General features: G+C 42.5%; 19 protein-coding genes and 2 pseudogenes. 7 read left to right on the forward strand and 14 right to left on the reverse strand.

Annotation, left to right across the window (positions count from 1 at the left end; all coding sequences use genetic code 11):
• Positions 1 to 19 precede the first annotated feature (19 nt).
• Positions 20 to 421 (forward strand): metal-sensing transcriptional repressor, encoded by a 402-nt coding sequence (locus UYK_RS0117605; protein ID WP_016871855.1) that lies wholly within the window; start codon positions 20 to 22, stop codon positions 419 to 421.
• 127 nt (positions 422 to 548) lie between these two features.
• Here UYK_RS0117605 and crtD read toward each other — a convergent pair whose 3' ends face one another.
• On the reverse strand, positions 549 to 2057 hold the full coding sequence (gene crtD / locus UYK_RS0117610; protein ID WP_009453687.1) for a C-3',4' desaturase CrtD: 1509 nt from the start codon (positions 2055 to 2057) through the stop codon (positions 549 to 551).
• A gap of 360 nt (positions 2058 to 2417) precedes the next feature.
• Between crtD and UYK_RS0117615 the strand changes: the two genes are divergently transcribed.
• From UYK_RS0117615 to UYK_RS27670, 3 genes and pseudogenes are all read left to right on the forward strand, one after another.
• Positions 2418 to 3698: a M16 family metallopeptidase gene (locus tag UYK_RS0117615; RefSeq protein WP_009453688.1), complete on the forward strand. Its 1281-nt coding sequence runs from the start codon at positions 2418 to 2420 to the stop codon at positions 3696 to 3698.
• Between the two features lie 209 nt (positions 3699 to 3907).
• The gene (locus tag UYK_RS0117625) at positions 3908 to 4774 is read left to right on the forward strand and encodes a fructosamine kinase family protein (RefSeq protein ID WP_016871857.1); all 867 of its coding nucleotides are present in this window, start codon (positions 3908 to 3910) and stop codon (positions 4772 to 4774) included.
• 219 nt (positions 4775 to 4993) lie between these two features.
• Positions 4994 to 5089 (forward strand): annotated as a pseudogene (locus UYK_RS27670) (NADH-quinone oxidoreductase subunit B family protein); the annotation flags it as partial.
• Between the two features lie 31 nt (positions 5090 to 5120).
• Here the strand turns inward: UYK_RS27670 and UYK_RS0117630 are convergent.
• The 13 genes from UYK_RS0117630 to UYK_RS0117695 form a co-directional block, all read right to left on the reverse strand.
• A complete protein-coding gene (locus UYK_RS0117630; RefSeq protein ID WP_009453690.1) occupies positions 5121 to 5267 on the reverse strand; it encodes a photosystem I reaction centre subunit IX / PsaJ in 147 nt (48 codons plus the stop codon).
• A 141-nt stretch (positions 5268 to 5408) separates the two neighbouring features.
• A complete protein-coding gene (locus UYK_RS0117635; protein ID WP_009453691.1) occupies positions 5409 to 5888 on the reverse strand; it encodes a photosystem I reaction center protein PsaF subunit III in 480 nt (159 codons plus the stop codon).
• Positions 5889 to 6223: 335 nt separating this feature from the next.
• Positions 6224 to 6430, reverse strand: a complete 207-nt coding sequence (psbH, locus tag UYK_RS0117645; protein ID WP_009453693.1) for a photosystem II reaction center phosphoprotein PsbH — start codon at positions 6428 to 6430, stop codon at positions 6224 to 6226.
• A gap of 73 nt (positions 6431 to 6503) precedes the next feature.
• Complete coding sequence (gene psbB / locus UYK_RS0117650; RefSeq protein ID WP_009453694.1) at positions 6504 to 8036, reverse strand: photosystem II chlorophyll-binding protein CP47; 1533 nt, start codon at positions 8034 to 8036, stop codon at positions 6504 to 6506.
• A 308-nt stretch (positions 8037 to 8344) separates the two neighbouring features.
• On the reverse strand, positions 8345 to 9769 hold the full coding sequence (gene psbC / locus UYK_RS0117655; protein ID WP_009453695.1) for a photosystem II reaction center protein CP43: 1425 nt from the start codon (positions 9767 to 9769) through the stop codon (positions 8345 to 8347).
• 74 nt (positions 9770 to 9843) lie between these two features.
• Complete coding sequence (gene psbD / locus UYK_RS0117660) at positions 9844 to 10905, reverse strand: photosystem II D2 protein (photosystem q(a) protein) (RefSeq protein WP_009453696.1); 1062 nt, start codon at positions 10903 to 10905, stop codon at positions 9844 to 9846.
• 31 nt (positions 10906 to 10936) lie between these two features.
• Positions 10937 to 11458 (reverse strand): allophycocyanin subunit alpha-B, encoded by a 522-nt coding sequence (apcD, locus tag UYK_RS0117665; RefSeq protein WP_009453698.1) that lies wholly within the window; start codon positions 11456 to 11458, stop codon positions 10937 to 10939.
• Positions 11459 to 11583: 125 nt separating this feature from the next.
• On the reverse strand, positions 11584 to 13842 hold the full coding sequence (locus UYK_RS0117670) for a phycobilisome rod-core linker polypeptide (protein ID WP_009453699.1): 2259 nt from the start codon (positions 13840 to 13842) through the stop codon (positions 11584 to 11586).
• An 83-nt stretch (positions 13843 to 13925) separates the two neighbouring features.
• Entirely contained in the window at positions 13926 to 14405 is a 480-nt protein-coding gene (apcD, locus tag UYK_RS0117675; RefSeq protein ID WP_009453700.1) for an allophycocyanin subunit alpha-B, read from the reverse strand.
• Between the two features lie 103 nt (positions 14406 to 14508).
• Positions 14509 to 14994 carry an allophycocyanin subunit beta gene (gene apcB, locus UYK_RS0117680; protein WP_009453701.1) on the reverse strand — a complete coding sequence of 162 codons (486 nt, stop codon included), beginning with the start codon at positions 14992 to 14994 and terminating at the stop codon, positions 14509 to 14511.
• Positions 14995 to 15109: 115 nt separating this feature from the next.
• Positions 15110 to 15586 (reverse strand): allophycocyanin subunit alpha-B, encoded by a 477-nt coding sequence (gene apcD / locus UYK_RS0117685; RefSeq protein ID WP_009453702.1) that lies wholly within the window; start codon positions 15584 to 15586, stop codon positions 15110 to 15112.
• A 146-nt stretch (positions 15587 to 15732) separates the two neighbouring features.
• Positions 15733 to 16818 carry a photosystem II q(b) protein gene (gene psbA / locus UYK_RS0117690; protein WP_009453703.1) on the reverse strand — a complete coding sequence of 362 codons (1086 nt, stop codon included), beginning with the start codon at positions 16816 to 16818 and terminating at the stop codon, positions 15733 to 15735.
• A 30-nt stretch (positions 16819 to 16848) separates the two neighbouring features.
• On the reverse strand, positions 16849 to 17979 hold the full coding sequence (locus UYK_RS0117695; protein ID WP_016871858.1) for a photosynthetic reaction center family protein: 1131 nt from the start codon (positions 17977 to 17979) through the stop codon (positions 16849 to 16851).
• A 239-nt stretch (positions 17980 to 18218) separates the two neighbouring features.
• Here UYK_RS0117695 and UYK_RS26295 point away from each other — a divergent pair, with 239 nt between their 5' ends.
• The 3 genes and pseudogenes from UYK_RS26295 (at position 18219) to UYK_RS24360 (ending at position 22710) form a co-directional block, all read left to right on the forward strand.
• Entirely contained in the window at positions 18219 to 18356 is a 138-nt protein-coding gene (locus tag UYK_RS26295) for a hypothetical protein (RefSeq protein WP_157221838.1), read from the forward strand.
• 556 nt (positions 18357 to 18912) lie between these two features.
• Entirely contained in the window at positions 18913 to 20076 is a 1164-nt protein-coding gene (locus UYK_RS0117705) for a response regulator (RefSeq protein WP_009453705.1), read from the forward strand.
• A pseudogene (locus tag UYK_RS24360) lies at positions 20063 to 22710 on the forward strand (ATP-binding protein). Before UYK_RS0117705 ends, UYK_RS24360 begins: the two are co-directional and overlap by 14 nt.
• Positions 22711 to 22755: the final 45 nt, after the last annotated feature.

Raw genomic sequence — 22755 nt, forward strand, 5'->3', positions numbered from 1 at the left:
AAACTCCAAACAGCAGCCAATGAATGGATCAAAGCGATTAGCTAAATCATCTTTGCCTAGTTTTGAGCAAGATGAGGATGTACTCTTGGAAGAAACAGACCACGTTCACACACACAAGACTCATAACCATGAACAGTCGCCTCATCCTCACATTCATAGCGAAGAGTCTTTGCGCCGATTGGTAAATCGATTATCACGTATAGAAGGACATATTCGCGGAATCAAGACAATGGTACAGCAAAATAGCCCTTGTCCTGATGTGTTGTTGCAAATTGCCGCAGTTAGAGGTGCGCTGGATAAAGTAGCACGCATTGTTTTGGATGAACATTTAACTGAGTGTATTGCCAGAGCAGCAGAAGAGGGCAATATTGATGTAGAAATTGAGCAACTCAAAGCAGCTTTAGATCGGTTTTTACCTTGAGGGGATAGGGGAAGTAGGGGGAGTGAGAGGAGTGTGAGGAGAATAAATAGTGACAAATTACCAATTACCCATTACCCATTACCAATTACCAATTACCCATTACCCATTACCAATTACCCATTACCAATTACCCATCTATTTGCCTAACTACTGTTAGTGCAGAATAACTCACGCCTGCTGTACCTTCGCCGGGGTGGGTAGAGTCACCAACTAACCAGAGATGATCTATGGGTGTACGATTGGCAAATCCAAAGGGACCAAATGTCGCTATCCTTTGACCAATTCCACCAACAATACCGCGATCGCGAGCGGTGTAATGAGCAAAGGTACGGGGTGTGGCAGCTTCTACATGAATAATGGTTTCTGGTTTTAAATAAAAATATTGTGCCAGACGAGCGATCGCATCTTCTGTATACTTTTGTTTTAACCCTTCGTAATCTTCTGTCTGCCACCAAGGTTCAGGATCTACGAAGGAAGAGGCAATAATTGTAGCTTTACCTGTAGTAGCACGACCATCACCGGGATGACTCACAGACACAAATAGAGAATTATTTTCGCCAATTGGGCCATTGGCATCGTACATAAATTGTAGGTGGGGGGGACAATCAAGGGGAATAGCACTTGCATCCACGCCTAGATACACTACAAATGCACCGGATGCAGGTGGCAATTTTGCCACACGTTTTTTATACCCAGAGGGAGCCTTTTCACCTAGCAATTTCACCAAATTTTGGACTGTAACATTAGCAATGATATGGTCAGCTGATTCTGTCCAGGTTTCCCCAGTTTTTTGATTGCGAATAACTACAGCCTTAGCTTTACCTTGGGCTACTTTGATTTGTTCAACAGTGTGGCGCATTAATAATTGACCACCATCTCGTTCTAAAGCAGAAACTAAGCGATCGCTCAACACCTGCATACTACCTTGGAGATGAAACAAGCCTTGTGGTTCCTGAGATACACTCAACGCTGTTGCGGCGTACAATAGCGCTGTTTCTTCTGCATCTACCTGAGAGTATAGCTTCAGTTGCAAATCTAAAAACGTTCGTAAACGCTGATCATCTGCCAACTTGTAGGCACGCAACGCATCCCCTACCGTAAACAACGTATAAGGTACAGTAATTAAAGTACTCGGACGCACCGCCTTGGTTAGCTGCCATAGATCCCAAAGGTTACGCGGCGGTAGTACCGGATCACGCCCTTGAAATTTCCAACTGGCTTTAAACAACTCTGCAATCAATTGCCAAAAAGGTTCGCTACCAGGGAACTGTCGCTGGCGTTCCTCTTGCCATTTCTGAGGATCACGCCAAACATTGATGGGTGTATTTTCTCCTGGCAAAAATACCGCACATGCAGGATCACAAGGCGTTGCAGGCGGTAAATCAATTTCTAATTCTGAAAAAATGCGGTAGTGAATTCCTCCTGGTTCCAAACCCGCGACTTGGGTTGCACCGACATCAAAAGTAAAACCTTTGCGTTTAAATGTAGAAGCACAACCACCAGGCACTAGGGCTTGATCTAGAATGAGGACACTATAACCTCTACGAGCCAATAATGCCCCAGCAGTAAGTCCACCAATTCCTGCACCAATAATGATGACACGAGATTTAGTTTTGCCACCACGATGATTTGGCATTGATATTTATCAGATAATTCTTAATACTCTTAATTATATTTTACAAAATACTTAATATAAAGAAACAATGTAATTTTAGCCAATACTGAGCAAGCTTCTCACATCCATATACGGTGATTTTCAACTCGATTAAGTACAACACCTCTGTTAACAGGGTGAGGTGCATTTTAATATGTACCTTCGTGTCTTGGTGTCTTGGTGGTGAAAATAAACCACAAAGACACCAAGACACCAAGAAAAAAACCAATACGTGTCGCAGATACAGCAATCACTCAGTAAATTTCTTGTAATTAAGCGATCGCTGCAATTCTCATTGAAGTGCTATGTAAGATAGAGGTAACTGCTCACTTACAACTACCCATGACCTCAACCCTGGTAAAATTTCCTCGTCTGAATGCACCAAAGCTTCATCGATTACCGAATGGTTTAACGATCATAGCGGAGCAAATGCCGATAGATGCAGTTAACTTGAGTTTGTGGATTAACGTCGGCTCAGCTGTAGAAGCAGATGCGATTAATGGCATGGCTCACTTTTTAGAGCATATGATTTTTAAGGGAACTGAACAACTAATCAGCGGTGAGTTTGAACGTAGAATTGAAGAGCGGGGTGCTGTTACTAATGCCGCTACTAGCCAGGATTATACCCACTATTATATAACTACTGCTCCGAAGGATTTTGCTGATCTCGCGCCTCTGCAAATTGATGTAGTAGCGAATGCAAGTATTCCTGATGATGCCTTTGAACGAGAGAGGTTGGTAGTTTTAGAAGAAATAAGACGTTCCGAAGATAATCCCCGTCGCCGCACCTACAAAAGGGCGATGGAGATGGCTTTTGCACAACTTCCTTATCGACGTCCGGTATTGGGAGCAGAAGAGGTAATCTCTCACCTCAAACCCCAACAAATGCGAGATTTTCACGCTAGTTGGTATCAACCACCGTCGATAACTGCTGTCGCTGTTGGTAATTTAGCAGTAGAAGAATTAATTGAAATTATTGCAGAAGGCTTTAGCAAATCTCACAATCACCAATCAACAATCAACAAACAACCACCAAAATTTGTTTGTGAACTCCCATTTAGTGAAATTGTCCGACAAGAATTTACTGATGAAAGCTTACAGCAAGCACGACTGGTAATGGTTTGGCGAGTTCCAGGCTTAGACAAACTTGATGAAACCTATGCTTTGGATGTTTTAGCGGCAATTCTCGGACATGGACGTACATCCAGATTAGTCCGAGAGTTACGTGAAGAACGTGGACTTGCTTCCCATATTTCTGTGAGTAACATGACTCATAAGTTGCAGGGGACATTTTATATTTCTGCTCACTGTCCAGTAGAAAATTTGGGGTTAGTAGAAGAAGCGATCGCTCAACATATTAGAACCTTACAAACTGAGTTCGTGCAAGAATCAGAAATTGCCCGTGTGCGGAAGCGAGTAGCGAATAGATTTATTTTTGGCAATGAGACACCAAGCGATCGCGCAGGTTTATATGGTTATTATCAAACACTAATAGGCGATTTAGAACCAGCCTTTGACTACCCCAGCCATATCGAAGCACAGGACGCAACCAAGTTAATGCAAGCTGCCCAAAAGTATCTTACCCCCAACGCGTACGGTGTAGTAGTAATGAAACCAGTTTAGTTAGTAGTTAGTGGTTGTTTGTTGGTTGTTGGTTGTTGTAGAGACGTGCCATGGCAGGTCTGTACATTGGTTAGTGGTTAGTGGTTAGTGGTTATTTCTCCACTCCTCACACTCCACCCTTACGGGAAGCCGCGCAAAGCGCGTCTACACACTCCTCACACTCCCCATCTCCCCACACTCCCCCACCTCCCCATCTCCCCATCAAAACCATGTGGACTGAAATCGACGCCCATATTACCCAAATCACTGGTGAAAAATTCCACTCTGCACAACGACGTTCAGTTGGTGGCGGGTGCATCAACCAAGGTTATGCCATATCGGATGGCAAGCTTACCTATTTTGTTAAGCTTAATCAAGCATCCCAAGTTACCATGTTTGAAGCGGAAGCCCTGGGTTTAGAACAAATACACAATACAGGCACTATCCGTGTTCCCAAACCAATCTGTAGTGGAATAGTTGGTAGTTTTTGCTACTTAGTTTTGGAATGGTTGGAAATGGGTTCAGGTAATGCCAAAACTTGGGAAGAAATGGGGCGTAAGTTAGCGGCGATGCACAAAGCCACTACAGTGAATGGTTTTGGCTGGGACATGAATAATACTATTGGTTCTACGCCCCAAATTAATACTTGGACATCTAATTGGGCAGATTTTTTTAGTAAGCATCGCCTGGGTTATCAGTTTCAATTAGCAAGGCGACGAGGTGGTAGATTTTCGCAAGCTGAAGATTTACTAGCAGCTATTTCCGAAATATTAGCAGACCACAATCCGCAACCTTCCCTAGTACACGGTGATTTGTGGGGGGGTAACGCTGGATGTACTGTTAAAGGAGAACCAGTTATTTTCGATCCAGCAACATATTTTGGGGATAGAGAAGTAGATATTGCCATGACCGAACTTTTTGGCGGTTTTCCGGCGGCATTTTATCGTGGTTATAACCAAGTATTTCCGCTAGAGTCAGGATACGAGCGCAGAAAGACTTTGTATAATTTGTATCACATCCTCAATCACTTTAATTTGTTTGGGGGCGGATATGAGTCGCAAGCAAATAGTATGATTGCAAGGGTTTTACATTCATGAAGGCAGGAGGCTCATTTGGCAGAAGGGAAGCCACGCGCAAATAGTGGGACAAAAGCAAGGATACTTTATTGTCTGGTCGCACTCTCTGCTTGACACAAATTTTTTATACGAGTGGGCTTTATATCCACAACTAAAGTTTCTATTAATACTTCCAGCCTTCTGCCCTCTGCCTTTTTTCAGGTTAGAAAGCAGGCATAACTAATACCATTTCTCTGTGAAAATGAAGAGCATCTGGAAATGATTCAGATAGTCACAGAGTGATCGCAAATTCTTGTCTTGTTTGGCGATTGTGCTGTTACTGGTAATGTCACCGCTTGACGGCGATCGCATTCAAACTTCTTTGATATTACGGCAAAGAATGGAAAAAAGTACCGTATTGCAAACCAGGAAATAGATAATTCAATACGATCAAAATCACAGAAATAATAATCAATGCCAATGTAGCAACTACAGGAGCACTGGAAAGATATCTGAATAAATAACGTGCTTCCATCGTGGTTTCTCCAACATCAATTAAATTGAATTTGTATTTTTATTCTGACTATTGAGAGAATATCTCTTGAAGTATAAATTATCTTGCCTCAATTACTTGATGTAATGTTACAAACTTTTCAGATATCCTCTCAACATTATTTCAGCGAACTGAAATAGGAATTTCTTCATCCTTGGCAACTAATTCACCAGCTAGTAATTCTTTAATTACTGCCATCGGCCAAAATAAAGCCATCACCATACAACTAATGAACAACGGTACATCAATAAACACTTCTTTTTCTTCTGCTTTATCTTGTTTTTTAATTGCCTGTAGGTAAGACCGACCACTCCAGCCAATAAAACCAGCAGTATACAGAAATATGGCGATCGGAATTGCTACGTCAACAGCAAGACTAAGGCGGTCAAGAGCAATCCTAGGTAGACCATCCTCACCACAAAGCAACTGCGAATAAGCTTTTAATGGCTTTGTAGTGTAATAACTGTCAGGAGCATTTTTCATCCTTTCTACAAATGCAGGTGATTTGTAACAAGGAACCAATGTGGTATTTTCTGCCAATGCAGTAGAAACAGCGCTAAACCAAATAAAAATTGCGAGAATCAGAGCAAATATTCTTTTCATAATTTTGTTGATTGTTGGTTGTTATTAGTTAGTGGTTAGTAGTAGTTGTTTTTTTGACATTTAGACATTACCTTCGATCTGCTGGATAAGTGTTGGCTGCATAAATTATCAAGAGAGCGCAAAAAGATACAGCTGTTATCAAACCAAAGAAAACTCCGGTTGCAGTTGAGGCAAATTGTCCCTCACCATACGCTAAATAAATGTGTTGCATTTAAATACCTCAGTTTATTGGTTAGTAGTTGTTTGTTGGGTGTTGGTTGTTAACTCCTAACTCCTAATTCCTAATTTCCTTATTGCTCAACCTCCCCACCTATAGATTAGTTTCCCAAGCTTGTTCAACTCATATTGATTCCTTCAAGCAAAATTGAGGAATTGACAATCTCTAAAATCATTAATAAGAAAATAAACAACAACAGCATCAAGGCAGCCATTAGTGGTGTAGTACCCCAACCAGGGGTAACTTTACCTGCCTCAGTATTTAATTGTTTGAGTAGATATTGTACAGGTGCGACTTTTTTGGGTTGAAAATTTTGTGATTGCATGGATTCCTCCGACTATTGTTGATGGTATTTGGTAATTTGTAGAGACGCGCCATGGCGCGTCTTTACTGGTGTTTTAGATAACTGGTTGCTTCTTACGTGTGGTTGTATCTCCCACTTTCTGGAAAACACCAAACTCTACCTGTTCATCAAGTTCTGGGTCAATGCCAGCAAATACATCCCGGTAGATGGTACGAGAACCATGCCAGATGTGTCCGAAAAACCACACCAAAGCAAAGCAAGTGTGGAAAAAGGCAAAAAAGCCCCGGTTACTAGTTCGGAAAACTCCATCGGAATTGTGGATTGTGCGGTCAAATTTAAAAGGTTCACCCAGTTGAGCCTGACGTGCGTACTTCTTCACCGTCATAGGGTCTGTAAACGTTTGACCATCAAGTATCCCGCCAAAGAAGCTGACATTAACACCAGTTTGCTCAAAGCTATATTTTGCCTCTGCTCGCTGAAAGGGAATATCTGCACGCACTACACCATCTTTGTCAGTCAGAACTACTGGGAAGGTTTCAAAGAAAGTAGGCATTCGACGAACTGTCAATTCCCGTCCTTCACGGTCTTTGAATACTGGATGACCAAGCCAGCTTTGAGCAACTCCATCTCCATCGACCATTCGACCCACTCGGAATAAACCACCCTTGGCAGGATTATTGCCAATATAGTCATAGAAAGCCAGTTTCTCTGGGATAGCTGACCAAGATTGTGAGAGAGTTTTACCCTCGTCTAAACCAGCTTGCACTCGCCTATCAATCTCTTGTTTGAAGTAGTTTTGATCCCACTGATAACGAGTTGGTCCCCACAGTTCAATTGGTGTGGTAGCAGTTCCATACCACATACTGCCAGCAGCCACAAAACCTGCAAAAAAGAAAGTGGCCAGCGCACTGGCAAGGACAGTTTCAATATTTCCCATCCTTAGCCCCCTGTAGAGTACCTCGGGGGGTCGAACAACTATATGGAAAAGTCCGCCAATAATTCCCACAATACCCGCTGCAATATGGTGAGCAACAACTCCACCAGGATTTTGGGGATTAAAACCCTCTGGGCCCCATACTGGTGCAACTCCTTGAACATGACCAGTTAGCCCATATGGGTCAGAAACCCACATACCCGGGCCAAAAATACCGGTGAGATGAAAAGCACCAAAACCAAAGCAGAGTAAACCAGCTAAGAATAGGTGAATGCCAAAAATTTTGGGCAAATCTAAAGTTGGTTCGCCCGTTTTGGAGTCGAAGAATGTGGCGAGATCCCAGTAAAACCAGTGCCAGCAAGCAGCCAAGAACTCAAGACCCGAAAAGACAATGTGAGCTATGGCTACAGTTTCAAACGTCCAAAAACCAGGATCTGCGAAGGTTTCACCTGTAACGCTCCAGCCTTGCCAAGAATTCGTCACTCCCAAGCGCGCCACAAACGGCATTAAAAAACATCCCTGTCGCCACATGGGATTGAGTACTGGATCGCTAGGATCGTACAAAGCTAGTTCAAACAAAAGCATCGAACCAGCAAAGCCTGCACAAAGGGCATTGTGCATCAGGTGTACAGCAATAAGTCGTCCTGGGTCATTTAAGACCACTGTGTGAACTCTATACCAAGGTAATCCCATTGATTGTGCTTCCTTAGTCAAAAGTCAAGAGTTAAGAGAATTCAATCTCTTATTTAGAACAAAAGTCGTAGGTATGTACCTGATGCTGAATCAGGGAAAAAATTTTTCAAAAAAGACAAAATTACACAAAAAAACATCAACAAAGTTATGTGAACCACGGAGTCAATGATTTGATTTTTGAGCAAATACTGCATAGTCCTAATGGGGAGTGGGGAGATTGGGGATTAGTGATAGGGGATTGGGAAATGGGAAGAGAAGGGAGAGTTTAAGGATTAAGTAATTCCCTATTCCCGATCCCCGATCGCCAACTAATCTAATGGAGGCATGGATAGAACTGGCTCATCTTCTCGGTCTATACCCCTTTCAAAGCCTGCTGCGGCTGCTCTGGCGCGACCGGCATGCCAGAGATGACCAACTAAGAAAAGGAGAGCAAAGACAAAATGTGCAGAAGCTAGCCAGGCACGGGGCCCAACAAAGTTAAAGGAGTTGAGTTCAGTTGCTAAGCCGCCGACAGAATTCAGGGAACCAATGGGCGCATGGGTCATGTATTCAGAAGCACGGCGAATTTGCCAAGGCTGGACATCATGCTGAAGTTTGTCAATATCTAGACCATTTGGGCCACGCAGAGGTTCTAGCCAGGGGGCTTTGACATCCCAAAAGCGCATGGTTTCCCCACCAAAGATAATTTCTCCGGTTGGCGATCGCATCAAATATTTCCCCAGACCTGTTGGTCCTTGCGCTGAAGCGACATTTGCTCCTAAATTTTGGTCACGCACGAGAAAGACTAGCGCCTGAGCATTGGAAGATTCAGCAACTGTCGGCCCGTAAAATTCGCTGGGATAGGCAGTATTGTTAAACCAGATGAACATCGTGGCAATAAATGCTTGTCCGGCTACATTGCCCAAACTTTGCGAAAGGTAAGCTTCACCCGACCAAATAAAGGCTTTGTGAGTCCACTTAAAAGGCTTGGTAACAATGTGCCAAATACCACCAAGTATCAGCAGCGAACCGATCCAAATATGACCGCCGACTAAATCCTCTAGGTTGTCAACACTTGCAATATTACCTGCTCCACCTGTAAAACCTTTGAACAGATAACCAAAAATGACTCTGGGGTCAAGGGTAGGATTAGTAACAAGGCGTACACCACCACCTCCAGGTGCCCAGGTGTCATACAACCCACCCCACAACATCGCCTTACCGACAAGTAAGAAGGCGGCAACACCCAAAGCAATCAGGTGATATCCCAAAATGCTAGTGACTTTATCTTTATCGCTCCAATCAAAGTTAAAGAAACCAGGAAGTTTTTGCGGGCCTTTGAGGGAGTGATAGATGCCACCAAAACCCAAAACAGCAGAGCCAATGAGGTGAGCTACAGCGATCGCAAAAAATGGAAAGATATCTACTACCTGACCTCCTGGCCCCACACCAAAACCAAGGGCGGCAATGTGAGGCATTAAGATCAGACCTTGGTCATACATCGGTTTTTCCGGGACATAGTGAGCGACTTCAAACAGCAGCATCGCCCCTGCCCAAAAGGCAATCAGCCCTGCATGGGCAACATGAGCACCTAAAAACCGACCAGATTGGTTAATAAAACGAGCGTTACCAGCCCACCAAGCATATCCAGTTGAGGCTTCATCACGACCTTCGCTTGGTGAATTGACGATATAAGCAGGTTTCTGGACTTCGTCTTTTGGTTTTGAAACTTTAGAATCAAAGGGCGTTTCCACAGAACATTACCTCTTCAGGGAATTCAAACTTTTCATGGGGCTAGTCTTGAGTCGCCATCCAGGCTCTGGCTCCCTCATTCAGCATTTCCACGAGGCATTACCTCTTCAGGGAATTGAAACTTTTCATGGGGCTGGTCTTGAGCCGCCATCCACGCTCTAGCTCCCTCATTCAACAGGATATTCTTGGTATAAAAAGTTTCAAATTCTGGATCTTCGGCTGCGCGGATTTCCTGAGATACAAAGTCATAAGCCCGCAGGTTAAAAGCTAAACCCACCATGCCAATAGAACTCATCCACAAGCCCGTAACTGGCACAAACAACATAAAGAAATGCAACCATCGCTTGTTAGAAAAGGCAATCCCAAAAATCTGTGACCAGTAGCGGTTTGCAGTCACAAACGAATAGGTTTCTTCTGCTTGAGTAGGAGAAAACCCTCCGAAAGTATTAAAGCTTTTGGTGTCTCTAAACAAAGTGTTTTCCACTGTCGCACCGTGAATAGCACACAACAGCGCACCTCCCAATACACCAGCGACTCCCATCATGTGAAACGGGTTCAGCGTATAGTTGTGGAAAGCTTGGAAAAATAGTAAGAAACGGAAAATTGCAGCGACCCCAAACGAAGGCGCAAAAAACCAGGAAGATTGTCCTAATGGATAAATAAGGAAGACAGAAACAAATACGGAAATAGGAGCAGAAAAAGCGATCGCATTGTAGGGTCGAACGCCAACTGCACGAGCAATCTCAAATTGGCGCAGCATGAAGCCAATTAAACCAAAGACACCATGCAAAGCAACAAAATTCCACAAACCACCAATTTGACACCAACGGGTAAAATCTCCCTGCGCCTCTGGTCCCCACAAAAACAGCAAGGAATGTCCCATGCTATCAGCAGGAGTGGAAACAGCCGCAGTCAGGAAATTACAGCCTTCCAAATAAGAACTCACAATCCCGTGAGTATACCAAGAAGTAACAAAAGTCGTACCAGTAAACCAACCCCCAATCGCCAGGTAAGCACAGGGAAAGAGTAACAAACCCGACCAACCAATAAACACAAAGCGATCGCGTTTCAGCCAGTCATCGAGGACATAAAACCATTCAAACCCCCTTGTCCGTGAGGGTCTAATTGCAATGGTCATAATCACTTATCCTTTTGCTAAAAAACTTTGTTCACCAATCCGACCGACCATCATTCATAAAATAAGGAGCACCTGGAAAGGAAAGAGCTTGAATAATGTAGTCAAAATAAGGAGTGACTTCCGCAGCATCTTCATCACCAAGCAGTGCTTGAGCTTCTTCTTTAATACAACGCACCGCCTCAACCCAATTAGAGAGCGGAATTCCTAAAGATTGATACATTTGTTGCATTCCTACTGTGCCAATTTCCGTCAACGGCTGCTCATTTCCTGCCAAAACACAATAGGCAACTAAACGGATATACCAACCTTGATCGCGTTGACAGGAAGCTGTTTTCCTCATATTGCCGCTATTACTGGGTGTCACTGGACACCGCTTCCAGAACTTCTGGCTAGCTCTTTCTACAAGCCGATTTTGGTTACTCGCCAAAGTTGTAGCAATGCGAATCCGTTTGTCCCCCGAATGGCAAAAATTTTGAATCATGCGGATTTCTCCGGGGCTAGGATAGCGCATCTGTTCATCAGCGTTCTCAATTACCTGCTTTACAAGACTCATATCAATTTTGGATTTTGGATTTGGTAATTAGGATTAGCTCTTTGTGTCTTTGTGTCTTTGTGTTTCAAAAAAAGATTTTTCACCACCAAGACACAAAGACACCAAGAAAACCAAATTTTTTGCAATCAGACTGGATTGATATAGCTTTCTTGGCTTTCAGACTCAATTACTGGAGTTAATTCTGCTTCCAGCTTTTGTTCTTGGAGGTTAGTCTCACACCCATTTACCAACTCTGGCAAAGTTTGTGTTTGTCCGTTGCGGTGGTTGGGAACAAACCTGTCTAATTCTGATGGGGATGACAGCAAAGATTTTGCCGACAGATTTACGGCGTAAGATGATTTTGGCGATCGCATTGCAAAACCTCTGGGTGTAACATAGCGTTCATAGGGAACCGTATCTTCTCCAAAAGTTTGCATATATTCTGGGCTATCGATCATTTCATCAATTAGTGCGTAAAAGCCTTGATTTGCAGAGATGTCGTAGTAATGATTCATTTCTTGTCGCCCATAGGTAGGACGACCCAACAAGCGCCGATGGATATATTCAATCGCCTTAGTTATGTATAGTGGTTCCCAAAACATTCTCCGGAATAATTTAGATTTGGCTAATTGGCGGATAAACTCCCGCATGGTAATTGCACCACTTAGGAATGCTGATTCTGCGACTGTTATACGCTGACCTTCAAAGACATCACGTCCAAATACTTGTCGATAAGCCACTTGAATTACTATGGATGGGGAATTTTTCGCGAGGCTGATGTTGGGTGGTGCTTGTTTTCCATTTACTGGAGATGTTGTGTGTAACTTCTCTGGATGATCTAACTTGATTATCTTTCCCAAAGTGCCTGGAACTTGTCCCAAGCCATTGGAGCTAATCAGAATGCGGCGGTTATCTTTACCAAAGGGTGCAGGACTGTGGAGAGTGGTTGCGGGTAAAGTATCTACAGGGAAAATTGCACCAAATTGAATTTCGAGGGGGTCGTTACCAGAACCGTAAGGATGCTGATTGGGTAATGGTTTGGTGTATTTGCCAAACAGGGTGACAAACTGGGGTACTTTGTGAACAACAGTGCTGTATTTAAACAAATCTATTTGTGGCCCCCAATTACGGCACTCCTGAGCTTCTTGTCCCAAGCCACGCAGATATGGTACTGTTTCCTCGCCAAAGTAGTCAGCGTATTCTTGGGAATCTACCAAAGTGTCAACTAGCTTAGGTAAACCACCTTTGGTAACTACAGCAAAGTATTCTTGGAACTCTTCTAGAGAACTCAATCCCCGTCCCAAAAAGTGACGCATTGCCAATTCAATCACGCGACTGATGGTGTACGGCTCCCAGAAAAGTCTGCGGTAGAGGCGAGATTTACCTAAACGACGAACAAATTCCTTCATGGAAATTTGTCCACCCTTGACTTGGGACTCCAATTCATCTACAGGGAAACCATAGGTAGCAGCCACATCGCGCTCAAAGACTTGCCGATAGGCAGCTTTAATTACTGCTTGCTTTTCTGTTTCTGGTAAGACCGATTTCATCACATATTTGAGTCGCACGAGTGAGGCGATCGCATAACTTTGAGGCAATACTAAACCTTGTTGCTCGTCGGAAACCCCAATTCTAAGTTCAATTGGAGGTTTTTCCACAAGGTATTCGGATATTAATACTTGAAAATTATGTTTGATAATTTCCTGTGCCTCAGCATCATTTGCAAAGTAATTTAGGGATTGACGTTGCATTTCCTTAAGAGCAACAACAGTAGCATCTGTTACATCTTCTGGAATGATGCCGCGCAAGCCTCTGGCATTGGCTGACAAAATACTAGTATCACCAGCAACAATGGCATAAGTTATATAACGTAAAAACCACGCTAAGTCTCGCATAGACCGTTTCATTCTTGTTGGCCCATAGCGAGAAATATTGATAAAACGGAAACCTTCCGGGAGTGGATCTCTGTCAGTGAAGAGGGTACGCGCTTGTTCCCACCAACCCCTTAAAGGATTGAAAAATCTTGGCGTTGGTATTAAATTCACCCGTTCCTTATCCGGAACATAACCATTTCTTCGTGCTGCACTCAGGTAATCCTCACCTACATAATAACCAGAACCTGGCAATCCTAAAGGATCTTGGGGTTTTTCCAAGTAATCCATGGGAAAACCGCCAACAAAAATCCGATTTGCCCCCACAGATACAATTTCATCTGCATTTTTAGTTAGCGTTTCTACAATTTCTAAACGCTTATTACCAGAACTAAAAAATGAATTGAGTTCTTGAAGTTCAGTACGCTTTAAACAGCGGTCTTGTTGTTCTGCTTGTGAAATAACTGCAATAGGTACAGTTTGATATAGTTGTGGATGAGCAACTGAAATACTACTACTTGCTTTAGCACTCATTTTTTATTTGTTGGTTGTTGTTTGTTATTTGTTGTTTGTTGTTAGTATTAGCAACTAACCACTAACTACTAACTACTAACCAATTAAGGCATTAAACTCTGAATCAAATAGTCAAAATAAGGTGCTATTTCGGTGGCATCTTCTAAGGTAAATAAGTCTAAAGATACTTCTTTAAGGCAACGAATTGCTTCTACTAGATTGGGTAGGGGAATTTCTAGAGATTCGTACATTTCTTTCACTCCAATAGTACCAATTGCTGCTAAAGGCTCTACATCCCCCACTACCACAGCATAAGTAATCAAACGAATGTACCAACTTTGATCGCGCAAGCACGAATTTCGATACATTCTATTACCACTATTACTAGGTGTATTTGGACAGCGTTCCCAAAATTTGAGACTTGCTTTTTCTACAATTTTTTGTTCATTTTCCGTTAGAGTCATGGCAAGATTAAGCCGAGAAACTCCACTTTCATAAAACTCTTGAATTGCGCTTAACTCACCAGCGTTTAGATACCGAGCTTCGCGATCGGCATTTACAATTGATTTTATAATAATGCTCATTGGAAATAGGAAATTGTTAATTGCTAGTAAAAAAGTATGAATTGGAAATTGGGAATGGGAGTTGATGATTAATTGTTTTTCCCTATTCCCTATTTATTGGTCTTCAGCTCAAGCCAGAAGCAATGTAGTCGAAATAAACACCCATTTCTTTACCCGCATCAGCACCTATCATGCTATTAGTTACTTCCTTCATTGCTTGCACTGCTCGTATAGTTGCACCAATAGGAACGCCCAAAGAGTTATAAGTTTCCCTCAAACCATTCAGAATGCGCTCGTCTAAAATTGAGGGATCGCCAGCCAACATGGCGTAGGTAGCATAGCGCAAAAAGTAATCTAAGTCTCGAACACAAGCAGCATAACGACGACAAGTATACATATTGCCGCCAGGAGCCGTGATATCTGTATAAAGCAGAGATTTGGCTACTGTTTGAGTAACGATAGTTTTGGCATTAGCACTAATCGTAGTAGCAGCACGCGCTCGCATATCACCAGTATGGTAGTAGTGTTGTAGCTTCTCTAAAGAATTGTTATCCAGGTATTTTCCTTGAACGTCAGAAGAATTAATCAAAGAAGTAATTGCGTCTTGCATAATTCTGTATCCTTAATTTGAGTATTCGAGTAATAGATGTTTAAGAAAAGACGAAAAATGAAGTATAAATTTATTTTTTATTTTTCATACTTCATTATTCATCTGTTACTCCTTCCTATGACAACGCTCTAATGATGTAGTCAAAATATGGGCCTACCTCAACAGCATCTTCCTCACTCATCATGGATACAGCTTCTTCTTTAATGCAGCGCATTGCTTCCACTATATTTCTGAGTGGAATCTCTAAATTGTTGTACATCTCTTTAATGCCAACAGTACCTATTTCTTCCAAGGGTTTCTCACTGCCCGCCAAGACTGAGTAAGCAACTAAGCGAACATACCAACCTTGATCGCGCTGACAGGAAGCTGTTTTCCGCTCGTTGCCACTATTACTAGGAGTATTAGGACAGCGTTCCCAGAATTTTTGGCTACCACGTTGCACAATTAGTTGTTCATTTTCCGCTAAAATTTTTGCAATCCGAATGCGTTGGTCTCCTGTTCTCAAAAAGTCTTGAAAAATTCTTAACTCTTTGGGAGCAGGATAGCGAGATTCACTATCAGCATTCAGAATTAATTCGGTAACGACACTCATAAATTACTCCTGATTTTTTAGTTAGTGGTTAGTGGTTAGTAGTTAGTGGTTTAGTAGCTTACAAACAACAACCAACAACTAACAACAAATCGATTAGGAAATGGTTCAGTTGTCAGGGAGGAATCAAACTGACAACTGAAAACCGACTAGGCAGTGATGGAAGGCGCTGTGATTGCGACAGGAACAGCTTCACCACCAGCAAGATCCAGTGGGAAATTATGAGCATTCCGTTCGTGCATCACTTCAAAACCTAAGTTTGCTCGGTTCAACACATCAGCCCAACTGGGGAGTACACGTCCTTGAGAATCAAGAATGGAATTATTAAAGTTGAAGCCATTCAGGTTAAACGCCATTGTGCTGATGCCTATAGCAGTACCCCAAATACAAATCACCGGCCAAGCTGCAAGGAAAAAGTGCAATGAGCGGCTATTGTTAAAGCTGGCGTACTGGAAAATTAGGCGACCAAAGTAACCATGGGCTGCAACGATGTTATAAGTCTCTTGTTCTTGACCAAATTTATAACCGTAGTTCTGCGATTCTAATTCTGTGGTTTCACGGATGAGACTTGATGTCACTAGTGAACCGTGCATTGCGCAGAACAGCGAACCTCCCAAGACTCCAGCGACTCCAATCATGTGTAAGGGATGCATGAGAATGTTATGTTCGGCTTGGAACACAAACATAAAATTGAAAGTGCCGCTGATACCCATAGGCAGACCGTCAGAGAAGCTGCCTTGTCCAATTGGGTAAATTAAGAACACTGAAGTTGTGGCGGCAAGAGGAGCGCTGTAGGCAACTGCAATCCAAGGACGCATTCCCAGACGGTATGATAATTCCCACTCACGCCCCATGTAGCAAGCAAGGGCTGGAATGTAGTGGAAACCAATCATTTGATATGGCCCGCCGTTGTAGAGCCATTCGTCCATAGAAGCTGCTTCCCAAATGGGGTAAAAGTGCAGTCCAATCGCGTTGGACATAGGAACTACGGCGGCGGTAATGATATTGTTGCCGTAGAGTAGTGAACCAGATACTGGTTCGCGGATGCCGTCAATATCCACTGGGGGAGCGGCAATAAAGGCGATCGTAAAGACGCAGATAGAAACTCCTAACAAAGGAATCATCAAGACGCCGAACCAGCCAATATACAGACGATTTTCGGTACTTGTTACCCAATTGCAGAACCTATCCCAGGTTGGGAAACGGCTCGTTGGTCGTGTGGAAATAGTAGTCATAAAAAATTCCAAATTGAAAATTCAAGATGCCTACTTCCAAGGCACTACTTCACCTGCTGTTAAGTTTTCAGGGAAGTCATAAATATGGCGTTCATCTAAAATTTTTATCCCTAAAGAAGCCCAATCAATTGTGTCTGCCCAAGTGTGAATAATCTGCCCTTGGCTTTTGATCTCAGGCTGATGAAATTGCAAGTAGTCAAAGTCAAAGGCAGCGATGTCCACACCCAAAGCCGCAGACCAAATTCCTGCTACTGGTAAGGCTGCCAAGAAGAAGTGCAATTTGCGAGAGTTAGGAAAACTGACACGATGCCATATCAAGTGCCATAAATAAACTTGAGCAGACCTAAAATTATAGGTTGGGTGTTGTTGACCAAGTTTGTACCCTTTGTTAATTGATTCAGACTCGCTGTGATTATGACTGCGAATTAAGGTAGACGTGACTAAGGAACCGTGCATTGCAGCCGCAAAAGCACCACCTAAAACCCCAATCACTCCTAACTGATGCAAAGGACTCATCAAGATGTTGTGGTCTGCTTGAAACTGCAACATGAAGTGAAATGTGCCAGATATTCCTAAAGGCATTCCCGCAGATAAGCTACCCTGTCCAACTGGGTAGATTAACAACACTGAGACAGCTGCGGCGACGGGAGCAGTAAATGCTAGAGAAATCCAGGGACGCATTCCCAAGCGGTAACTTAGTTCCCATTCCCGGTCCTGATAGGCGATGATGCCAATCAAAAAATGCAGCACAATCATTTGATATGGCCCACCATTGTAAAGCCACTCATCAATGGAAACTGCTTCCCAAATTGGATAAAAATGCAGACCAATTGCAGCCGATGTTGGCACAACAGCAGCAGTGATAATGTTATTTCCAGAAAGTATTGAACCGGAAATGGGCGCACCTATTCCATCCATGTCTACAGGAGGAGCAGCGATGATGGCGATGATAAAAACAGTTGTTGCTGTTAAGATGCAAGGAATCATCAACACACCAAACCAGCCGACATATAGTCTGTTTTCTGTGCTGGTAACCCATGAACAAAATTTTTCCCAATGATTAACTTTTTTGCGTCTTTCTGAGAGTTTGTTTGCTGTTGGCTCAGAAGTGTAATTGCTACTATCTGAGGTTGCAATTACATGGTCTGACTCTAGCTTCATACTCAATACATCCTCATTGAATGGGCAGGAGTTTCCATCGCAGCACAATCTCACACCAGAGGCGATGGCAGGGCTATATATTTGCAGTCAAACCTTCATCAGCTACGACGAAAATATTATTCAAGATTGATGAAAAGCAGAATAGTGAAAAAACATGAAGAACTAATGAAGGAATTAATTTTCTTTACATAAACTTACAAAACCATAGTTGATAAGTAAATTTGAGCAGTTTTCAGATAATGGTTCGTAGAAGAGACGTAGCAATGCTACGTCTGGTCATCTGGTGGAATGACGGAAAATTTTTGATGGGGCGTGCAATCCCTGATTGGCCAGCTGCATCTTTGGATAATTCGGAGATGTGTAAAAAATTACTCTAGTTTTTATAAAAATAAGTAAAGAAATGAAAATTTTATTGAAGCTAAGTAATTAATTTTGTGAGAAATCTGTTAATAATGATTGTAATTGTCAACAGAATAATATATTTTAGTATGCCCAACTATCCTAGAAATGGGAAAATCTTAGTAACATTTTTGTGAACAATCAGTTATTTTTTATTAACCAAACTTTTGATATTCTTGATTTTGATTTTTTGGCGATTATTTCTGATTAATTCAGAACTTGCACATTTTTAAAAAAATACTTTCATTTTGTAGGCGGAGCCTTCCTAAAGGGTGCGGAGCGATCGCATGGAAATTCTAAAACGCAGCTTGTTAACATTCTGAAAGGTGAAAAGGCAAATATTCCCTGTTTATCTTTCTCTTGAATTCTTCCTTAGACATCACCAAAAGATCATCTAAAAAGTCAACTGATTAATCGCGAATGTCACGCTTGCTTAACCAATATGGTCAAGTGGGGAAATTTCTCCAAGCTGTCCAAGCTCAAAACCTAGGCGTGTAATTCGACATATTCCCAATCATAACAGGGTGATATTTCATGAGACTTTTATTAGTTGAAGATGACGAGTGTATTGCCAATACTCTAGAAAATATTCTTGGGAATCAACATTATGTTGTCGATGTTGCAAATGATGGGGAATTAGGCTGGGAGCTTGTGGAGGCTTTCAAGTATGACTTAATTTTGTTAGATGTCATGCTACCGAAGTTGGACGGTATTCAGCTTTGTCAAAGGTTACGTTCTCATAACTATCAAGCTCCCGTGCTGTTATTAACAGCGCAAAACTCTAGCACTCATAAAGTAATGGGATTGGATGCTGGAGCAGATGATTATCTTGTTAAACCTTTTGACATGTCAGAATTATTAGCTCGAATTCGGGTTTTATTGCGGCGGCGAAATTCAACTCTACAAACGGTTTTGGAATGGGAAAACCTGCGTCTTGATCCTGGTAAATGTGAAGTTGTCTATAACAATCACCTTCTCAATTTAACTCCCAAAGAATATCGTTTGCTAGAGCTTTTTCTTCGCAACGGACATCAAGTTTTTAGCCGCGGCGACATTTTAGAACACTTGTGGTCAACGGAAGAAGCTCCCCAAGAAGATACAGTTACAGCTCACATTAAAGGTTTGCGACAAAAACTCAAACAAGCAGGAGCGGAGAATAATTTTATTGAAACGGTGTATGGTCTGGGTTATCGCCTGAAAGTACCTACATCTTCCAAAAAATTGCCACAAAAAACAAAAGAAAATCACAGATTAAATGGTGTAAAACCAAGTAAAAAACAACAGATAAAAGATTTATTTTATGAGGCTCAAGATTTACATGATAATATACAACAAACCAAAGCAGCGTTAACTAAATTGTGGGAGAAATTGAAAGTTAAGAATTGCGATCGCATCATCATCCTAGAGCAAGCCACAGAAGCATTACTAGAAAACAACCTGGGAGATGAATTAAGACAACAAGCACAACAAGCTGCACATAAACTGACAGGGGCTTTGGGCATCTTTGGTTTTACCAAAGGGTCGCGTTTGGCTTTTGAAGTTGAGCAGATGTTGCGATCGCATATGAACATTAATCAAAACCAAGTGTTGCATTTGTACAACTTGGTTATAGCCTTGAAGCAAGAAATACAGCAGCCTGCGTTTGCAGAACTAGAGAAAATACTTTGCCATGATGTTTTAGATGATGCCATCGAATAATCCCCATTCCAAGGCGTTAAATCAGACTAACACTGCTGGTGAAAAGCAAATCACTTCTTTAGAAGTATTGCTACATCGGATAATGAATCGCATTCGCCAATCTCTGGAATTACCAGCGATACTCTCAATAACTGTTGCCGAAATCCGTGGATTCTTGGAGACTGACCGCGTTAAAATCTATCGATTTGATACAGATGGTAGTGGTGAAGTTGTGGCAGAGTCGGTTGATAAAGAACGTCTACCATCCTTACTAGGGCAACACTTCCCTGCTCAGGATATTCCATCTGAAGCACGAGAATTATTTTTGTTGGCTCGTCAGCGTTCAATTGTGGATGTAGGAACACAACAAATTGGACTCAGCCCTGCTCCGGAAGCTGACGAATCCATCGAACTCAAAAATGACATTCGATTTCGCTCGGTAGACCCCTGCCATGTAGAATACCTCACCTCAATGGGAGTGCAATCTTCTTTAGTAGTGCCAATTTTGCATCGCGAGCAATTATGGGGCTTATTAGTTTCCCATCATAGTTTACCGCGCCAAATAACAGAGCAAGAATTACAGGTGGTACAGTTAGTCGCAGATCAATTATCAATTGCGATCGCTCAGTCTACTCTCCTCGAACAAAGCCGCCTCCAAGCCCAACAAGAAGCCACAATTAACCGCGTTGCCAAGCTGCTACACTCCATGACACAGATGCAGGTGCAACAAGCACTAGAGTTAACTGTATCAGCGCTACAAGGCGCAGGTGGCAGAATTTGCATTACCCCCCAGAACCCTGCTGAGGAAGCGCAGTTGTTTACTACTGGCAAACAGCCAGACACAAGACAAGGAAGACAAGGGGGAAAAAGGGGAAAAGAGGACAAGGGGGAGTAATAAATTCTTCATTTTCCCCCCTCGAAGAACATCCCAGCTGGCGAGAATGGCTAAGAATGGAAACAACTGTTGTTGAAGAAAGCCCAGTTTGGGTTGTTAATGATTTGTATCAAGCGGCACTACAGTCAGATTTAGCACAGGCGTTTTTGAAGTCTGGGATTCGTACTTTGTTAATTGTGCGCTTGCAATATCGGCAGCAGATTTTGGGTTATTTAAGTATTTTTCGTAACGAAATAGACGTAGAAACTATCTGGGCGCGACGACCAGACCGCGATGATGAGAGACATTTGTCTCCGATTAAATCCTTTGAGGTGTGGCGAGAGTTGAAGCGAGGTCAAGTCCAAGAATGGAAGACTACGGAAATTGAACTTGCCCAAGCTTTGGCTAGTCACTTTGCGATCGCAATTCATCAATACCAACTGTATCAGCAAGTCAATGCTCTCAACGCCAACTTGCAGTGCGATATCGAAGAGCGCAAGCAAGCTGAGAAAAAAATCTGTGCATTGAATGCCGAATTAGAGCAACGAGTTCAAGAGCGAACCGCAGAGTTACGACGAGCCAATAGACGATTGTTGGAAGAAATCAACGAACGAGAACGCGCACTTCGCGATCGCAAGCAAACACAAGCCTCACTAGAACGCCTGAGTCGGCAAAGCGAGTTAATTTTGAACTCAGCCGGCGAGGGAATTTATGGTTTAAATTGTCAGGGCAAAATTACTTTTGTAAATCCAGCAGCAGCAAGAATGCTGGGATATGGGGTGAAAGAACTAATCAATCAGTTTATGCACGAAGTCGTGAAGCATTCTAAACCCGACGGTGTCCGCTATTTTTTGGAAGATAACCCCATCTACGCTACCTTGCAAAATGGAACAGTACAACATGTTACTGACGACATATTCTACCGCCGCGATGGGTCAAAATTTCCAGTCGAATATGTCTCTACACCAATTCGAGAACAAAAAAAAATTGTTGGTGCTGTAGTTATCTTTAAGGATATTACCGAACGACAAATAATAGAACGGATGAAGGATGAATTTGTTTCTGTTGTCAGCCATGAGTTACGAACACCTTTAACCTCAATTCGCAGTGCTTTAGGCTTGTTGGCACGGGGTTCCTTAAACAATCAACCTGAAAAAAGTCAACGGATGTTAGAAATTGCCTTTGATAACACCAACCGTTTAGTGCGTTTGATTAATGACATCCTTGATATTGAGCGTATCAACTCAGGTAAAGTGACGATGCACAAACAGATATGTAACGTCACTGACTTGATGATTCAAGCTGTGGATGAAATGCGAGCAATGGCTGAGAAAGCAGAAATTCAGCTAGAACTGACACCAGCATCAGTGCAATTATGGGCAGATCCAGACCGTATCATCCAGACAATTACTAACTTACTCAGCAACGCTATTAAATTCTCGCCTCCAGGTAGCACAGTATGGCTAAGTGTTGAACTTCAACAAGAGGGGAAAGTGAGGAAAGCCGATTGTGTGGAGAAAAATAAATTTACTACTTCCCCTACTTCCTATCTCTTGTTCCAAATCAAAGATCAAGGGCGAGGTATTCCTGAAGATAAACTAGAGACAATTTTTGACCGCTTTCAGCAAGTCGATGCTTCTAATTCCCGTCATCAAGGGGGTACTGGCTTGGGATTAGCAATTTGTCGCAGCATAGTACAACAGCATGGAGGCAAAATCTGGGCAGAGAGTATTTTAGGGAAGGGTAGCACCTTCTATTTCATGTTACCTATTAGTCAGTAATTGGGGATTGGGGAAAATACCAATCACTAACTACTAACTACCAAC

This window comes from Fischerella thermalis PCC 7521 (assembly GCF_000317225.1).
In the GTDB taxonomy this organism is placed as follows: Bacteria; Cyanobacteriota; Cyanobacteriia; order Cyanobacteriales; family Nostocaceae; genus Fischerella; species Fischerella thermalis.

What these genes read in the sequence shown, in the direction of transcription:
- UYK_RS0117605 (WP_016871855.1), top strand. Translation starts at nt 20, where the DNA reads ATGAATGGATCAAAGCGATTAGCTAAATCATCTTTGCCTAGTTTTGAG.
- crtD (WP_009453687.1), bottom strand. Translation starts at nt 2,057, where the DNA reads ATGCCAAATCATCGTGGTGGCAAAACTAAATCTCGTGTCATCATTATT.
- UYK_RS0117615 (WP_009453688.1), top strand. Translation starts at nt 2,418, where the DNA reads ATGACCTCAACCCTGGTAAAATTTCCTCGTCTGAATGCACCAAAGCTT.
- UYK_RS0117625 (WP_016871857.1), top strand. Translation starts at nt 3,908, where the DNA reads ATGTGGACTGAAATCGACGCCCATATTACCCAAATCACTGGTGAAAAA.
- UYK_RS0117630 (WP_009453690.1), bottom strand. Translation starts at nt 5,267, where the DNA reads ATGGAAGCACGTTATTTATTCAGATATCTTTCCAGTGCTCCTGTAGTT.
- UYK_RS0117635 (WP_009453691.1), bottom strand. Translation starts at nt 5,888, where the DNA reads ATGAAAAGAATATTTGCTCTGATTCTCGCAATTTTTATTTGGTTTAGC.
- psbH (WP_009453693.1), bottom strand. Translation starts at nt 6,430, where the DNA reads ATGCAATCACAAAATTTTCAACCCAAAAAAGTCGCACCTGTACAATAT.
- psbB (WP_009453694.1), bottom strand. Translation starts at nt 8,036, where the DNA reads ATGGGATTACCTTGGTATAGAGTTCACACAGTGGTCTTAAATGACCCA.
- psbD (WP_009453696.1), bottom strand. Translation starts at nt 10,905, where the DNA reads ATGACCATTGCAATTAGACCCTCACGGACAAGGGGGTTTGAATGGTTT.
- apcD (WP_009453698.1), bottom strand. Translation starts at nt 11,458, where the DNA reads ATGAGTCTTGTAAAGCAGGTAATTGAGAACGCTGATGAACAGATGCGC.
- UYK_RS0117670 (WP_009453699.1), bottom strand. Translation starts at nt 13,842, where the DNA reads ATGAGTGCTAAAGCAAGTAGTAGTATTTCAGTTGCTCATCCACAACTA.
- apcD (WP_009453700.1), bottom strand. Translation starts at nt 14,405, where the DNA reads ATGAGCATTATTATAAAATCAATTGTAAATGCCGATCGCGAAGCTCGG.
- apcB (WP_009453701.1), bottom strand. Translation starts at nt 14,994, where the DNA reads ATGCAAGACGCAATTACTTCTTTGATTAATTCTTCTGACGTTCAAGGA.
- apcD (WP_009453702.1), bottom strand. Translation starts at nt 15,586, where the DNA reads ATGAGTGTCGTTACCGAATTAATTCTGAATGCTGATAGTGAATCTCGC.
- psbA (WP_009453703.1), bottom strand. Translation starts at nt 16,818, where the DNA reads ATGACTACTATTTCCACACGACCAACGAGCCGTTTCCCAACCTGGGAT.
- UYK_RS0117695 (WP_016871858.1), bottom strand. Translation starts at nt 17,979, where the DNA reads ATGAAGCTAGAGTCAGACCATGTAATTGCAACCTCAGATAGTAGCAAT.
- UYK_RS26295 (WP_157221838.1), top strand. Translation starts at nt 18,219, where the DNA reads ATGGTTCGTAGAAGAGACGTAGCAATGCTACGTCTGGTCATCTGGTGG.
- UYK_RS0117705 (WP_009453705.1), top strand. Translation starts at nt 18,913, where the DNA reads ATGAGACTTTTATTAGTTGAAGATGACGAGTGTATTGCCAATACTCTA.